Here is a 15,044-nt window from a genome sequence, read left to right on the forward strand (position 1 = left end):
GCGATCAGCAAACTTCTGCCACCCAAAAATGCTGCTGCCTTCCCCCCAGCACCAGGCTGACTTCCTCATCCACTGCCTTGCCGATCAACCCCTGCCCCAAGGGTGAGCGCGGGGTAATCACCGTCACCAGTTGGTCGCCCTGGCCAATTTTCATCCCGGCGCCTTCAGGCCCGAGAAACAAGCGCTGGCAAGTGCCGTCCTCGGTTTCCAGGGTGACCAGATTGCTGACCTGAATGCCGCACGACGGGTCGTAGTCGCGCAGCACCAGTTGCAGGTAGGCGGTGCGCGCCTGACGGATCTCCTCCATGCGTCGGGCTTGCCCGGTCGCCAGGTAAGACGCTTCCAGCCCCAGGGTGTCGTATTTGTTCTCGGCGATGTTCTCTTCGGCAGTGGCCGTTTCGTAGGCGGTCTGTGCCGCCCGTTGAGCTACGTCGAGGTCCAAGCCCAGGGTGTCGATGATGCTCTTGAGCAGGTCGGCTTTGTTCATGATGGCGTTAGTTACACAATTCCAGGACGAGTGCGCGGCTCTTTTCGGTGGGCGCGGTACGGTTCTGCTGCAGCCAGAACTGGCACTTGGGATTGGACAAGTTACGCAGGCTGCTTTCAGCCTGTTCCTCTGCTTGCTGTGTTTCCTGATTGCGCAGGATCCGCTTGTACTGTTCGAACATCTCGATCTGCTGGTCGACTTGCGGTGCGACGCTTGCCGGTGCGGCGGCTGGCGGTACGAGTTTCTGGGCCAGGGGTTGTACGGTTTCAGGTAGCAGGCGCCAGGCCAGCCAGAGGCTCAAGGCAATGGCAACCGCGCCAAGCCACAGGCCCAGTGCGACACACAGAATCAACTGCACGGGCTTGAGGGTGATCTTCAGTTCGCGAGGACGGGGCATGATGGCCTCCTGGCCAGGACACAGGCGGCCATTCTCGCACGGCGCGACAGGTTTTTTTCGTCCCAGGCTTTTGTCTGCGATGATTTACCCGGACAATCGGCGCTTTTGCCAAGGGGCCCGCGATGAAAGCGCACTGGGATATCTTCTGTTGTGTCGTCGACAACTACGGCGATATCGGTGTGACCTGGCGCCTGGCCCGGCAACTGGTGGCCGAGCAGGATGTCGCGGTGCGCCTTTGGGTGGATGACCTGACGGCTTTTGCGCGCATCTGTCCGCAGGCCGACGCCCAGGCGTCCCGGCAATGGCAGCAGGGCGTCGAAGTGTGTCATTGGACGTCCCTGTGGCAGGACACGCCCGTGGCCGACGTGGTGATCGGCGCCTTTGCCTGCCAGCTGCCGAGCTCCTATGTGCAGGCCATGCTCGAGTGCCCCCGTGCCCCGTTGTGGCTGAACCTTGAATATCTCAGCGCCGAAGACTGGGTCGAAGGCTGCCATGGCTTGCCGTCACCCCAGCCCAATGGCTTGCGCAAGGTGTTTTTCTTTCCGGGTTTTACCCCCAGGACCGGCGGCTTGCTGCGCGAGGCACACCTGTTGGCGCGTCGCGAGGCCTTCGAGCAGGACCCGGCGGCGCGCCGGGCGTTTCTTCAGGGCCTGGGCGTGACACCGCTCAGCGACGCCCGAATGATTTCATTGTTCGCCTACGAGAACTCGGGCCTGGGCAGTTGGCTCGATGCCCTGGCCGCCGACAGCCGTGCCAACCACCTGCTGGTGCCGGAAGGTCGCATACTCGGGGATGTGCAGTCCTGGCTGGGCGAAGGTGCCCTGGCGGCGGGCAGCGTGGCGACGCGCGGCGCTCTGACCGTGCAGATCCTGCCTTTCGTCAGCCAGAATGAATACGACCGACTTTTGTGGTGCTGCGACTTCAATGCCGTGCGCGGCGAAGACTCGTTTGTTCGCGCGCAATGGGCGGGGCGCCCGTTGCTCTGGCATATCTATGTGCAGGAAGCGTACGCCCACTGGGAAAAGCTCGAAGCGTTTCTCGACCATTACGTGGTGGGGCTGTCGCAGCCGGCCAAGGCGGCCATTGTCGACCTATGGCGTGCATGGAACATGGACCGCGACATGGGCCAGGCCTGGCAACAGGTGCTGGAGCACTGGACCGAGCTCGACCAGCATGCCCGCCGCTGGAGCTCCACACAGGCCGCTCAGCCGGACCTTGCCGCAGCGCTGGTACAGTTTTATCGAAATTGGCTATGATATGCGGCCTCGATTTTTGTAAATCCATCCAAATTCGGATATCTCGCAATGAAAACTGGTAAAGAACTGAAACCTGGTACCGTACTGCGGATCGATAACGACCCGTGGCTGGTCCAGAAAGCTGAATTCACCAAGTCGGGCCGTAACAGCGCGATCATGAAGACCAAGCTGAAGAACCTGCTGACCGGCTACAAGACCGAAACCGTTTACGGTGCGGACGACAAGCTGGACGACGTGATCCTGGATCGCAAAGAAGCGACCCTGTCGTTCATCAGCGGTGACACCTTCACCTTCATGGACACCACCGACTACACCATGTACGAACTGAACGCCGAAGACATCGAGGCCGTTCTGCCGTACATCGAAGAAGGCATGACCGACGTTTGCGAAGCCGTTTTCTTCGAAGACCGCCTGGTATCGGTAGAACTGCCGACCACCATCAGCCGTAAAGTCACCTACACCGAAAACGCTGCTCGCGGCGACACTTCGGGCAAGGTCATGAAGCCAGCGAAGCTGAGCAACGGTACTGAGATCCAGGTTGCCGACTTCATCGAAATCGACGAGATGATCGACATCGACACTCGCGATGGCAGCTTCAAGGGCCGTTCCAAGAAGTAATTCTTGCGCCCACTAAAAACCCGGCCTTGGCCGGGTTTTTTTATGCCTGGGATTTACCCTCACACCGTGACGTGCAGGCGTACATCAACGTTGCCGCGGGTGGCGTTGGAGTACGGGCATACCTGGTGCGCCGCGTCGACCAGGGCCTGGGCATCGGCTTGATCCAGGCCGGGTAGGTTCACATGCAGGTCGATGTCCAGGCCGAAACCGCCAGGGATCTGGCCGATGCCGACGCGGGCCTTGATCGAGCTGTCGGCCGGAATCGCCTTTTTCTGCTGGCCAGCCACGAACTTCAGTGCGCCGATGAAGCAGGCCGAGTAGCCGGCGGCAAACAGTTGCTCAGGGTTGGTAGCCGCACCGCCTGCACCACCCAGCTCTTTGGGCGTGGCCAGGGCGATATCGAGAATGCCGTCGCTGGATTTGGACCGACCATCGCGACCGCCGGTGGAGGTAGCTTCTGCAATGTACAGCGGAGTGACCTTTTGCATCTTGAGCCTCGCATGGAATGCGCCGTGGCGCTGAGTGGGTACGGGAATTAACTTAGCGCGCAGTTATTTAGTGCGCAAGTTAATTTTTCGACCTTGCTACGAACGGTCATTCACAGCATAGACCTCAAAGGCTTTTTTGCAGGTTGGCCCGCAGCTCCAGCAGTTCGGCCTGTAGTTGCTGCAAGCGCTCCAGGCTCTGCCCACTGGCACTGAGGATGCACGGTGGCACGCGCTTGGCCTGTTCCTGCAGGTCCCGACCCTGTTCGGTCAGTTGCACCAGCACGACCCGTTCATCGTCGCGACTGCGGGTACGCTTGAGCAGTCCCTCGGCTTCCAGGCGTTTTAGCAGTGGCGTCAGGGAACCCGGGTCGGTCAGCAGGCGGTGGCTGATCTCACCCACGGTCAAGCCATCCTGTTCCCAGAGCACGAGCATCGCCAGGTACTGTGGATAAGTCAGGCCAAGTGCTTGCAGCAGGGGCTTGTAGACCTTGGTCATGAGCAGCGAAGTGGAGTGCAGGGCGAAGCACACCTGGTTGTTCAGGAGCAGTTCGTCGCAAGGGCCTGGGGCGTGGGTATCGGCGTTCATGCAGATCCTTTGATCGGTTGATCCTTTGAATTTAGCACGCTGTTCATTAGCGCACTTACTACCAGCGCAGCTCGCTTTGCAACGCCAGGTCCCAAGGGGGCACCGGGCTGAAGCGGCTCTTGAGGAATTCGAGCAGCAAACGACTGCGAGAGTTCGTTTCATGTTCCAGGCGCAGGGCATAGATACCGCTGGACTCGGTCGCTGGCAGGCCGTTCTCGCAAAACAGGGGCAAGAGCTCGCCGCGTAACAGGTACTCGCTGATCAGCCAGGTAGGCAAGTGGGCGATCCCGAGGCCGGCAAGGGCGCCGAACAGCAGGGTCTCGGCGTTGTTGGCGCTCATGCGCATCCGCGTCGGGCGGTACAGGCGCAACTGGTCGTCCACGGCGAAGCGCCAGGCGAAGGGCGGGGCCAGGCCGTCCCAGTCCAGGCCGTCGTGTTCGGGCAGCTCGGCCGGTGAGGCAGGGATGCCGCGTGCGGCCAGGTAGGCGGGGCTGGCACAGGCGATACGCACCATCTTGGCCAGGGAGGTGGCCACCAGGCGCGTGTCTGCCAGCGGGCCTGCACGCAGCACCAGGTCGACTTCGCCCAGGTGCGAGCCGTGCAGGTCGACGAAGCTGTCGATCAGGCGCAGCTGTACATCGAGCCCGGGATAGGCCACCAGAAAGTCGGCAATGGCTGGCGCCAGGTGACGACGGCCGAACGCTGCGGGCGCGTCGATGCGGATCAGGCCTTCCGGGGCATTGCTCAACGACACCGCTTCGGCACGGGCCAGGCGCAGTTCCTCTACGATACGCTGCGCGCGTTCGGCAAAGGCATTGCCAGCCGGTGTGGGGCGTACGGCATGGGTGCTGCGTACGAACAGGCGGCTGCCAACGGCGCTTTCCAGGGTGTCGATGCGCCGAGCGACGGCCGATGGAGTCAGCGGGTGGCGGCGAGCCGTGGCGGAAAAACTGCCGGTTTCCAGCACATCCAGGAACAGGCTCAGTTGTTCGGTGAGGGCGTCAGGATTCATTTCGCGTAATCTGCTTTTGCGTAAATGGCACAGCCATTGTGCGTTGCTGTGCGTTTCCCCGCTAGCATCGGGTCGGTAGCATGCACCGATTGAAATCTTAGAGAGACAGCAATGATCGAGTGGGTGATGTACATAGCGCTGGGCGCTGCACTGGGGACAGTCGGCGGGCTGTTCGGCATCGGTGGGGGATTGATCGCGATCCCCGCGCTCGGTGTGCTGTTCGGTCTTGACCAGCAACTGGCCCAAGGCACAGCCCTGGTGATGGTGGTGCCCAACGTGTTGCTGGCGCTGTGGCGTTATCACCAGCGCAATCGCATCGAGCTGCGCCATGCCTTGCCGTTGGCGGCGGCCAGTTTCGTGTTTGCCTGGCTCGGCTCGATCTGGGCCGTGGGTGTCGATGCCCAGGCCATGCGATTGGGCTTCGTCCTGTTCCTGGTCGCGCTGGCGCTGTGGAACCTGGCGCGGATGTTCATGCCCAAGGCCCAACCCAGCAGCGAGATGCGCTACGCCTGGCCGTGGCTCGGGGTGCTGGGCAGCGGCGCCGGCGTGCTCGGCGGTCTGTTCGGTGTAGGGGGCGCCGTGGTGGCAACACCGGTGCTGACCAGTGTTTTCGGTACCACCCAGGTGGTCGCCCAGGGGCTGTCCCTGGCGCTGGCCGCACCGAGCACCGCTGTGACGCTGTTCACCTATGGCATCCACCAGCATGTGCTGTGGAGCATGGGCATTGCGCTGGCGATCGGCGGCCTGTTGAGCATCAGTTGGGGCGTGAAGCTTGCTCACGCCTTGCCCGAAAAAGTCCTGCGTTCGCTGTTTTGCGGTTTTCTGGTGGTCTGCGCGGTGATGCTGGCCTTCAAGATCTGAAGCCTTCCACGATGTAATCGGCCATGCAGTCAATCATCTGCGATTGATGGGGCCCGTTGCGCAGCAGCATGATGCTTGCGGTCGGTAATTCGGGCAGGCCTTCTGCCTCGCCGATGATCCGCAGGTCGCTGGTAATCAGGCTCTGCAGCTGCGCCGTGACGGCCAGGCCTGCGCTGACCACAGCCATGATCGCGGGGGTACTGGCACTGGTGTAGGCGATTCGATATTCCTTCCCCAGTGCATCCAGGGCATTGCAGGCCCAGGTGCGGCAGCAGCAGTCGGTGTTGAATACCGCCAGCGGCAAGGGCGTGTGTTCGTGCGGACAGAACCCTTGCGCCTGCACCCAGACCGCGCGCTCGCGGCGTAGCAGTTGGCCGACCTCATGGCCGGGCTCGCAGGTGATGATGGTCATGTCCAGGTCCTGGCGCTGCATCAGCTGGCGGGAGCTTTCGCAATGCACTTCGACCTGGATCAGCGGATAGGCCTGGGCGAAGCTGGACAGAATGCCCGGCAAAAAACGCATGGCGTAGTCGTCGGGGGTACCGATGCGCACGGTCCCGACCATATGCGGCATGCGTAAGGTGTTGAACACTTCGCCATGCAGCTTGAGGATGCGCCGGGCATAGCCGAGCAGCACCTGGCCCTCGGCAGTCAGGCGGACCTGGCGGCCGTCGCGCTCGAACAGCTGGCGCTGGATGATGTCCTCTTCCAGGCGCTTCATCTGCATGCTGACCGCCGACTGGGTGCGGTTGACCACTTCGCCGGCGCGGGTAAAGCCGCCATGTTCAGCAATGGCCACGAAGGTGCGCAGGACTTCGGAATCGATACTCTGGTACTGGGACAAGGCATCAATCTCCTAGATGTATTGCATCAGGAACATTCGTTGGATTGATCTTAGACCCGAGCAGACACTGACGTCATCCCAACACGGAGGGTACGACGATGAAAGGTCAGAAGTCGCTTGTGTTGATGTATCCCCAGTCCCGGCAGGACGGGTTCCCCCACTGGGTCCAGGGTGTGGTCCAGCAGTTGGCGCGCTGGCGGCAGCTGCATCGCCAGCGCATGGAACTGGCGCGCCTGAGCGATGCGGCGCTGCATGATATCGGCATGAGCCGTGCCGATGTGCTGCAGGAAGTGGAGCGCCCATTCTGGGATGACCCGCTGAAAAAATGAGTCGCGCCACCCGAAGGTCGCGACTACCTTGAGTGGGCTTGTTCAGAAGGAGCCGGGCATGCCCACCACTCAATCCTTTTCCCTGCTGCAGGCGCGACGCCTGTCGTTATCGGCCCAGGGCTTCGCTGCGCGGCCACCGCGCACGCAGGTGGGGGTTGCTCACCTGTCGCGGGTGATCGAACAACTGGGCGTGGTGCAGATCGATTCGGTCAATGCGCTGGTGCGCTCCCATTACCTGCCGCTGTTTTCCCGCCTGGGCAGTTATCCACAAGCGTTGCTCGATCAGCTCGCCTGGGGGCGCAACCGCCAGCGCAAAGTGTTCGAGTATTGGGGGCACGAAGCCTCGCTGTTGCCGCTGGCGCTCTATCCCCTGCTGCGTTGGCGCATGGACCGGGCGCGCCAGGGCCAGGGTATTTACCAGCAACTGGCGCGCTTTGGCCGCGAGCAACAACCGACCATCGCCCGGGTGCTGGCGGCCGTGACGGAGCAGGGCGCGCTGGGCGCGGGCAGCCTGTCGACGCGAGAAGTGCGCGCCGGCCCCTGGTGGGACTGGAGTGCGGAAAAACATGCGCTGGAGTGGTTGTTTGCTGCTGGCCTGGTCACCGTGGCGGGCCGTCGTGGCTTCGAACGCTTGTACGATTTGCCCGAGCGAGTGCTGCCGCGGGCGCTGCTGCAACAACCGCCTGTAGGTGAGGACGAGGCCCAGCGGGGCCTGTTATTGCAGGCAGTCAATGCATTGGGCGTGGGGACGGAGAAAGACCTGCGGGATTACTATCGCCTGAGCCCCGTTGACAGTCGCGCGCGCCTGGCCGAGCTGGTGGAGGAGGGGCTGGTGCAGGTGTGTGCGGTGCAGGGTTGGTCGCAACCGGGTTACTGCCTGAGCGATGTGCGTCTGCCGCGCAAGGTGGTCGCCAGTGCCCTGCTGTCGCCCTTCGATTCGCTGGTATGGGAGCGTGAGCGTACCGAGCGTTTGTTCGATTTCCGCTATCGGCTGGAAATCTACACGCCGGCGCACAAGCGCGTGTACGGCTATTACGTTCTACCGTTTCTGCACAATGAGCGGATTGTTGCACGAGTCGATCTGCGCGCCGAACGCGCCAACGATCGCTTGGCGATCCATGCGCTGCATGAAGAGGAACGAGGGCTCGACGAAGCCGGCATGCAGGCCCTGGCCGAGCACTTGTGGCGCATGGCCGGCTGGCTGGGGCTGGCGCAGGTCCAGTTGAACTGCCCGCGGGCCAGTGCCGAGCGATTGCGCCCGGCACTGGCCCGCAGTGCGTTCAGCGCCGGACCTGCTTGAGGGTCTCGGCGATCAGGAAGGCCAGCTCCAGCGACTGATCGGCGTTCATGCGCGGGTCGCAGTGGGTGTGGTAACGGTCGGACAGGGCGTCCTCAGTGATCGGGCGGGCACCACCGATGCATTCGGTAACGTTCTGCCCGGTCATTTCGATGTGGATGCCACCAGCATGGCTGCCCTCGGCCTGGTGCACCTGGAAGAACTGTTTGACCTCGCTGAGAATCTGGGCGAAGTCGCGCGTCTTGTAACCGCTGCTGGCCTTGATGGTGTTGCCATGCATCGGGTCGGAGCTCCACAGCACCTGGCGACCCTCGTGTTCGACACTGCGGATGAGCGCTGGCAGGTGGTCACCGACCTTCTCGGCGCCCATGCGTACGATCAGGTTGAGGCGGCCGGGGTCGTTGTCCGGGTTTAGCACATCGATCAGGCGAATAAGCTCTTCGGTGTTCATGCTCGGGCCGACCTTGACCCCGATCGGGTTGTTCACCCCGCGCAGGAACTCGACATGGGCGCCGTCCAGCTGGCGGGTGCGATCCCCGATCCAGAGCATGTGCGCCGAGCAGTCGTAGTAGTCGTTGGTCAGGCTGTCGCGACGCACAAACGCTTCTTCGTAGTTCAGCAGCAGGGCTTCGTGGGCCGTGAAGAAGCTGGTTTCGCGCAGTTGCGGAGAGCTGTCCATGCCGCAGGCACGCATGAAGGCCAGGGTTTCATCAATGCGATCGGCCAGTTGGCTGTACTTCTCGGCCAGGGCCGAGTTGGCGATGAAGTCCAGGTTCCACTTATGGACTTGATGCAGGTCGGCGAAGCCGCCCTGAGCGAAGGCGCGCAGCAGGTTGAGGCTGGCGGTGGACTGGTGATAGGCCTGCAGCAGGCGCTCGGGGTCCGGCACCCGGCTCTTTTGGTCGAAGCCGATGCCATTGACGATGTCGCCGCGATAGGCCGGTAGCGTCACCCCGGCAATGGTCTCATCGCCCGCCGAGCGAGGCTTGGCGAACTGCCCGGCCATGCGCCCGACCTTGACTACGGGGCAGCCCGCGGCAAAGGTCATGACAATGGCCATCTGCAGCAGGACCTTGAAGGTGTCGCGGATTTTCGCTGCCGAGAATTCGGCAAAACTCTCGGCACAATCGCCGCCTTGCAGGAGGAACGCCCGGCCCTGGGTCACCTCGGCGAACTGTCGACGCAGTTCCCGTGCCTCGCCGGCAAAGACCAGCGGCGGGTAGCTGGCCAGGGTCTGCTCGACTCTGAGCAGATGGGCTGCGTCGGGGTAGGTCGGTTGCTGCTGGATCGGCAGGGCGCGCCAGCTGTCAGGACTCCAGGGTTGGTTCATCACGGGCTCGATCTTGTCGTAAATGGGCTGTGTGCCATGTTAACAGTTGCCGCATGCCTTGTTGCACTGGCGCCATTGACGGACAATGGCGGTTTTTGCCTGGGGTAGCGGCGTGTGCCGGGAGACAGCATGACAGTGGAACGGGTGGAGCGGCTGCTGGCCCAGGTGCAGGATGACTACGGCACCATCAGCGTGCTGGAAGTCGATGACTATCGGTTTCTCGAGTTTGGCGAGGCCATCGAGCAGAGCTGCGTGTTCACCGCCGACCCGAGCTGGCTGGAGTACGACTACACCCGCGCCATGCTGATCGGTGCGCTTTGCCATGCCGAGCCGGAGAGCGCACTGTTTCTCGGCCTGGGGGCGGGGACGCTGACCCAGGCCTGCATGAAATTCCTGCCGCTGGAAGATATCGAGGCCATCGAACTGCGCCCCGATGTGCCGCGCCTGGCCATCGAGTACCTGGGCCTGGACGATGACCCGCGGCTGTATATCCGCATTGGTGATGCGGTGGAGCTGCTCGACAGCGCCGAGCCTGCCGATCTGATTTTCGTCGACCTCTACACCGATCATGGCCCGGGGGTTGCCCACCTGGCCTGGCGTTTTCTGGAAAACTGCCAGAAGCGCCTCAATCCCGGTGGCTGGCTGGTGATCAACCAGTGGGCCGGCGATGATGGCAAGCCGCTGGGCGCCGCCTTGCTGCGCGGGTTGTACCATCGTCACTACTGGGAACTGCCGGTCAAGGAGGGCAATGTGATCCTCATGGTGCCGGCCGATCTTGATCAGGAGCTGGACCTGGCCGGGCTCAACGCCCGCGCCGACGCCCTGGCGCCACGCCTGGGCTATTCGTTGCAACCGCTCATCGCAGCGATCCGACCGGCCTCCTGAGGCGCGCCGTTGAGCTGTCGGCAGAAAAACGATTCAGCCGCCAGCAGTGGTACCACCCCAGACACCGTTCGAACGGGGTCTGGCGCTGGCGTGTTGCAATAAAAAAATCTCCCGTAAATTCCGAATTCAGGTATAGTACGCGCCGGTCTTTTACCGGACCTCGTTTAGGTAGTGCAATTCCCCGAAGCCAGCTTCGGCTGCGCGTCCGCACCGCGGACTCTCCTTAGACGTTCCTATTTTTCTTCAATCGTTTTCGCAAATCCCCGCCGACAAAGCTGCCAGGGTGACCTTCGGGTCTTACAAGGCATGTGCAGCTTTGGAGCATGGGTCTTTGCGGATGCACTTAGAGGCAGACCCATGACCCAGGAAACCGGCGGCTTCGCCGCTCTCGATCTTCATCCGAGCATTGTTGCTGCTGTACTGGCTACCGGCTACGAAGAGCCATCCGCCATTCAGCAGCAATCGATCCCGATTATTCTCGCCGGTCACGACATGATCGGTCAGGCGCAGACAGGTACCGGTAAAACCGCTGCCTTCGCACTGCCTATCCTGAACCGCATCGACCCGAGCAAGCGCGAGCCGCAAGCCCTGATCCTGGCGCCAACCCGTGAGTTGGCGCTGCAAGTAGCCACTGCATTCGAAACCTACGCCAAGCAGATGCCGGGCGTAACCGTGGTGGCCGTATACGGTGGTGCCCCAATGGGCCCACAACTCAAAGCAATCCGCAATGGCGCGCAAATCGTCGTTGCTACCCCTGGCCGTCTGTGCGACCACCTGCGTCGCGACGAGAAAGTCCTGGCGACCGTCAACCACCTGGTGCTCGACGAAGCTGACGAAATGCTCAAGCTGGGCTTCATGGACGACCTGGAAGTCATCTTCAAGGCCATGCCGGAAACCCGCCAGACCGTTCTGTTCTCGGCCACCCTGCCAGCCTCGATCCGCGCGATTGCCGAACGTCACCTGCGTGACCCCAAGCACGTCAAGATCCAGAGCAAGACCCAGACCGTTACTGCAATCGAACAAGCCCACCTGATGGTCCATGCCGACCAGAAGGTTTCCGCTGTCCTGCGCCTGCTGGAAGTGGAAGAGTTCGACGCGCTGATCGCCTTCGTGCGCACCAAGCAAGCGACCCTGGACCTGGCCAGCGCCCTGGAAGCCAAAGGCTACAAAGCCGCTGCGCTGAACGGCGACATTGCCCAGAACCAGCGTGAGCGCGTCATCGACTCGCTCAAGGATGGCCGTCTGGACATCGTTGTCGCGACCGACGTTGCTGCCCGTGGTCTGGACGTACCGCGCATCACTCACGTGTTCAACGTTGACATGCCGTACGACCCGGAGTCCTACGTTCACCGTATCGGCCGTACCGGCCGTGCCGGTCGCGAAGGCCGTGCGCTGCTGCTGGTTACCCCGCGCGAGCGCCGCATGCTGCAGGTGATCGAGCGTGTTACCGGTCAGAAGGTTGCCGAAGTTCGCCTGCCGAACGCTCAGGCCGTTCTCGATGCTCGCATCAAGAAGCTGACCAACAGCCTGGCGCCGCTGGTTGCCGAAGCCGAGTCGACCCACGGTGATCTGCTCGATCGCCTGACTGCCGACATCGGTTGCAGCCCGCGTGCGCTGGCTGCTGCGCTGCTGCGCAAGGCTACCAACGGTCAGGCCCTGACCCTGGAAGCGGTCGAGAAAGAGCAGCCGCTGGTGCCGACCTACACCCCGCGTGAGCGCACTGGCGAACGTCCAGAGCGTGGCGAGCGTGAGCGTCGTGCGCCGATGCCGCTGGGCGAAGGTCGTGCTCGTTGCCGTACCGCGCTGGGTGCGCGTGATGGTATCGCTGCCAAGAACCTGCTGGGCGCGATCCTCAATGAAGGCGGCCTGGCCCGCGAAGCGATCGGCCGCATCCAGGTGCGCGACAGCTTCAGCCTGGTCGAGCTGCCGGAAGAGGGCCTGGAGCGCCTGCTGGCCAAGCTCAAGGACACTCGCGTTGCCGGTAAGCAGCTGAAGCTGCGCCGCTACCGCGAAGATTGATCCGCGAGGCATAAAAAAATCCCCGACTTGATCGGGGATTTTTTTTGCCTGGTGGAAAGTTCCTACTCGAATCTATAGATATCCATGCCCAATGCACCGAGGGTGAAGCCCTGGTGGGCAATGCCGAACCGACCACCCGCACCCCGGGCAAAATACAGCGGCAACAGGTGCTCGTCGCTGGGGTGGCTGCGCACGGCAAAGGGTGCCTGGTGACGGTAGTCGTGCAGTGCCTGGGTGTCGTCGGCAGCAAGCTTCTCGATCATCCAGTCGCGAAACGCCTTGGCCCAGGGTTCGATGCTGTCCGGGCCGGCGCGCCAGTCCAGTTCGCCCAGGTTGTGGGTGATGCTGCCCGAGCCGATCAGCAGGATGTTCTCTTCACGCAGGCCGGCCAGTGCGCGGCCGACCATTTCCTGCAGTTTCGGTCCGAGCTGGGTGGGCAGGGAAACCTGCACTACCGGGATGTCCGCACTGGGGTACATCAGCGACAGCGGCACCCAGGTGCCATGGTCGAACGGGCGCTGTGGGTCGAGGCGGGCAGGCAGGCCTGCAGTGCACAGCAGTTGGCTCACGCGCTGGGCCAGGGCAGGTTCGCCCGGGGCCGGGTACTGGACGGCATACAGCGCGGCAGGGAAGCCGCCGAAGTCGTGCCAGGTGTCAGGCTGCGGGCTGCTGCTGACCAGCAGCTCACGGCTTTCCCAGTGCGCCGACACCACCACGATGGCCTTGGGCCTGGGCAGTTCGGCGGCCAACCGGGCGAGGGCAGGGCCACTGGCGCCGGGTTCCAGGGCCAGCATGGGCGATCCATGTGAAATAAACAGGCTGGGCAGCATGGAGAAGGTCCTGAAGGTTAAGATGGCACTATCTTCAATCAGGTCATTAATCTAAATCTAATATAAGTTTTAGCATTATTTGATCGAAAAATTCGAGGTGTGCGCATGCAGGCGGAGTTCTGGCACAAGCGTTGGGCCGACAATCAGATCGGGTTTCATCAGGGGCAGGTCAACGCCTACCTGCAAAAGCACTGGTCGGCGCTCAACCTGGAGGCGGGCAGCAAGGTGCTAGTGCCTTTGTGTGGCAAAAGCCTGGACTTGGCCTGGCTCGCAGGGCAGGGGCACCAGGTACTGGGTATCGAACTGTCCCAGCTTGCCATCGAAGACTTTTTTACCGAGCAGCAGCTGCAGCCTGAAATCAGTCAGCAGGGAGCATTCAGGGTTTACCGGCACGAGGGCCTGGAGCTTTGGTGTGGAGACTTTTTTGCCTTGCGCGCGGAAGACCTGGGCGCCTGTGCAGGGCTTTATGATCGGGCTGCCGTGATTGCCCTGCCGCCGGCCATGCGCGAGCGCTATGCCGCGCTGCTGAGCGATTGCATGCCCCAGGGCTGCAAAGGCCTGATGATCACTCTGGATTACGAGCAGCAATACCTGGACGGGCCGCCCTTCTCGGTGCCCGATCAGGAAGTGCTGCAATCGTTTTCGGCGTGGCAGCCTACGATGCTGGAGGCGTGGGATGTGATCGAGCAGAGTCCGAAGTTTGTCCAGGCGGGTGTGACAAGTTTGTTCGAGCGGGTGTACCGCTTGCAGCGCTGACAAAAAAAGGGCGACCGAAGTCGCCCTTTTTATTGCTGTGTCGATCAGCCGCGACGGCGCAGGGCCTCGATACGATCTTCCAGCGGTGGGTGGCTCATCAGCAGGCCGGCCAGGCCCTGCTTGAGGCCGCCATTGATGCCGAAGGCATTCAGGGTGTCGGGCATGTGCACCGGCACGCCTTGTTCCGAACGCAGGCGCTGCAGGGCGCCGATCATTGCGCTGGTGCCGGCCAGGCGGGCACCGGCTTCGTCGGCACGGTACTCGCGCTTGCGCGAGAACCACATGACGATGGTGCTGGCCAGGATACCCAGGATCAGTTCGGCAACGATGGTTGCGATGTAGTAGGCGATACCCTGGCCTTCTTCGTTCTTGAAGATCACCTTGTCGACGAAGTTGCCGATGATGCGGGCGAAGAACATGACGAAGGTGTTGACCACGCCCTGGATCAGCGCGAGGGTCACCATGTCGCCGTTGGCCACGTGGCCGATCTCGTGGGCCAGTACGGCGCGCACTTCATCGGGCGAGAACCGCTCCAGCAGGCCCTGGCTGACGGCAACCAGCGCGTCGTTGCGGTTCCAGCCGGTGGCAAAGGCGTTAGCCTCGTAGGCCGGGAAGATACCCACTTCCGGCATCTTGATGCCGGCTTCGCGGGACAGTTCTTCGACGGTCTGCAAGAGCCATTGTTCGTGGCGGGTGCGCGGCTGGCTGATGATCTGGGTGCCGGTGCTCATCTTCGCCATCCACTTGGAGATGAACAGCGAGATCAACGAGCCGGCAAAGCCGAACACGGCGCAGAAGACCAGCAGCTGGTCGAGCTTGAGGTCAACCCCGTTTGCCGCCATGAACCCATTGAAGCCGAACAGGCTCAGGGTAATGCTGGCAATCAGCACAACCGCAAGGTTGGTGGCTACAAACAGTAAGATGCGCATCATGGTTGTTACGTTCTCCTGACGGATAAAAATGTCACGTATGCGGGGTATATAAGGTGCGGGCTCCGGTGATTCAACCGGGCGACTATTTCAAACTGTGTACTTTCCTGTATTACAGCC

The 15,044-nt window shown here is 62.2% G+C and carries 16 protein-coding genes and 1 pseudogene; 8 read left to right on the forward strand and 9 right to left on the reverse strand.

Translation table 11 applies throughout. The features are described 5' to 3' along the window. Window positions 1-4: 4 nt before the first annotated feature. The gene (locus NPS58_RS00830) at window positions 5-487 is read right to left on the reverse strand and encodes a GreA/GreB family elongation factor (protein WP_274112789.1); all 483 of its coding nucleotides are present in this window, start codon (window positions 485-487) and stop codon (window positions 5-7) included. 7 nt (window positions 488-494) lie between these two features. Further along, window positions 495-884 carry a hypothetical protein gene (locus NPS58_RS00835; protein WP_274112790.1) on the reverse strand — a complete coding sequence of 130 codons (390 nt, stop codon included), beginning with the start codon at window positions 882-884 and terminating at the stop codon, window positions 495-497. Between the two features lie 122 nt (window positions 885-1,006). On the opposite strand from NPS58_RS00835, the gene earP reads away from it, so the two are divergent. After that, complete coding sequence (gene earP, locus NPS58_RS00840) at window positions 1,007-2,140, forward strand: elongation factor P maturation arginine rhamnosyltransferase EarP (protein WP_274112792.1); 1,134 nt, start codon at window positions 1,007-1,009, stop codon at window positions 2,138-2,140. 48 nt (window positions 2,141-2,188) lie between these two features. Then, the gene (gene efp, locus NPS58_RS00845; RefSeq protein ID WP_274112794.1) at window positions 2,189-2,758 is read left to right on the forward strand and encodes an elongation factor P; all 570 of its coding nucleotides are present in this window, start codon (window positions 2,189-2,191) and stop codon (window positions 2,756-2,758) included. A 59-nt stretch (window positions 2,759-2,817) separates the two neighbouring features. Here the strand turns inward: efp and NPS58_RS00850 are convergent, their stop codons facing one another. From NPS58_RS00850 to NPS58_RS00860, 3 genes are all read right to left on the reverse strand, one after another. Further along, the gene (locus NPS58_RS00850; RefSeq protein WP_274112796.1) at window positions 2,818-3,246 is read right to left on the reverse strand and encodes an organic hydroperoxide resistance protein; all 429 of its coding nucleotides are present in this window, start codon (window positions 3,244-3,246) and stop codon (window positions 2,818-2,820) included. Between the two features lie 124 nt (window positions 3,247-3,370). After that, window positions 3,371-3,832 (reverse strand): MarR family winged helix-turn-helix transcriptional regulator, encoded by a 462-nt coding sequence (locus NPS58_RS00855; RefSeq protein ID WP_274112798.1) that lies wholly within the window; start codon window positions 3,830-3,832, stop codon window positions 3,371-3,373. Window positions 3,833-3,890: 58 nt separating this feature from the next. Continuing rightward, a complete protein-coding gene (locus NPS58_RS00860; RefSeq protein WP_274112800.1) occupies window positions 3,891-4,844 on the reverse strand; it encodes a LysR family transcriptional regulator in 954 nt (317 codons plus the stop codon). A gap of 111 nt (window positions 4,845-4,955) precedes the next feature. On the opposite strand from NPS58_RS00860, the gene NPS58_RS00865 reads away from it, so the two are divergent. Continuing rightward, entirely contained in the window at window positions 4,956-5,705 is a 750-nt protein-coding gene (locus tag NPS58_RS00865) for a sulfite exporter TauE/SafE family protein (protein WP_274112802.1), read from the forward strand. On the opposite strand, the gene NPS58_RS00870 is transcribed toward NPS58_RS00865, so the two are convergent. After that, complete coding sequence (locus NPS58_RS00870; RefSeq protein ID WP_028943743.1) at window positions 5,695-6,549, reverse strand: LysR substrate-binding domain-containing protein; 855 nt, start codon at window positions 6,547-6,549, stop codon at window positions 5,695-5,697. The genes NPS58_RS00865 and NPS58_RS00870 overlap by 11 nt on opposite strands. Window positions 6,550-6,647: 98 nt before the next feature. Here NPS58_RS00870 and NPS58_RS00875 point away from each other — a divergent pair, with 98 nt between their 5' ends. Both NPS58_RS00875 and NPS58_RS00880 read left to right on the forward strand, forming a co-directional pair. Beyond that, the gene (locus NPS58_RS00875; RefSeq protein WP_425313006.1) at window positions 6,648-6,878 is read left to right on the forward strand and encodes a DUF1127 domain-containing protein; all 231 of its coding nucleotides are present in this window, start codon (window positions 6,648-6,650) and stop codon (window positions 6,876-6,878) included. A gap of 58 nt (window positions 6,879-6,936) precedes the next feature. Then, window positions 6,937-8,178 (forward strand): winged helix-turn-helix domain-containing protein, encoded by a 1,242-nt coding sequence (locus NPS58_RS00880; protein ID WP_274112804.1) that lies wholly within the window; start codon window positions 6,937-6,939, stop codon window positions 8,176-8,178. Here NPS58_RS00880 and NPS58_RS00885 read toward each other — a convergent pair. Continuing rightward, window positions 8,159-9,505 (reverse strand): class II 3-deoxy-7-phosphoheptulonate synthase, encoded by a 1,347-nt coding sequence (locus NPS58_RS00885; RefSeq protein WP_274112806.1) that lies wholly within the window; start codon window positions 9,503-9,505, stop codon window positions 8,159-8,161. The two genes, NPS58_RS00880 and NPS58_RS00885, sit on opposite strands and share 20 nt — an antisense overlap. Window positions 9,506-9,634: 129 nt before the next feature. Here NPS58_RS00885 and NPS58_RS00890 point away from each other — a divergent pair, with 129 nt between their 5' ends. Both NPS58_RS00890 and NPS58_RS00895 read left to right on the forward strand, forming a co-directional pair. After that, complete coding sequence (locus NPS58_RS00890) at window positions 9,635-10,390, forward strand: spermidine synthase (RefSeq protein WP_274112808.1); 756 nt, start codon at window positions 9,635-9,637, stop codon at window positions 10,388-10,390. 323 nt (window positions 10,391-10,713) lie between these two features. Further along, window positions 10,714-12,409: pseudogene (locus NPS58_RS00895) on the forward strand (DEAD/DEAH box helicase). A gap of 62 nt (window positions 12,410-12,471) precedes the next feature. On the opposite strand, the gene NPS58_RS00900 reads toward NPS58_RS00895, so the two are convergent. Next, window positions 12,472-13,239 carry a DODA-type extradiol aromatic ring-opening family dioxygenase gene (locus NPS58_RS00900; protein WP_274112810.1) on the reverse strand — a complete coding sequence of 256 codons (768 nt, stop codon included), beginning with the start codon at window positions 13,237-13,239 and terminating at the stop codon, window positions 12,472-12,474. A gap of 105 nt (window positions 13,240-13,344) precedes the next feature. On the opposite strand from NPS58_RS00900, the gene NPS58_RS00905 reads away from it, so the two are divergent. Further along, entirely contained in the window at window positions 13,345-13,995 is a 651-nt protein-coding gene (locus tag NPS58_RS00905) for a thiopurine S-methyltransferase (RefSeq protein WP_274112812.1), read from the forward strand. A 44-nt stretch (window positions 13,996-14,039) separates the two neighbouring features. On the opposite strand, the gene htpX is transcribed toward NPS58_RS00905, so the two are convergent. Next, window positions 14,040-14,927, reverse strand: coding sequence for a protease HtpX (gene htpX, locus NPS58_RS00910; protein ID WP_274112814.1), 888 nt, complete (start codon window positions 14,925-14,927; stop codon window positions 14,040-14,042). Window positions 14,928-15,044 lie beyond the last annotated feature (117 nt).

It is taken from the genome of Pseudomonas putida, from assembly GCF_028682455.1.
GTDB lineage: Bacteria > Pseudomonadota > Gammaproteobacteria > Pseudomonadales > Pseudomonadaceae > Aquipseudomonas > Aquipseudomonas putida_AA.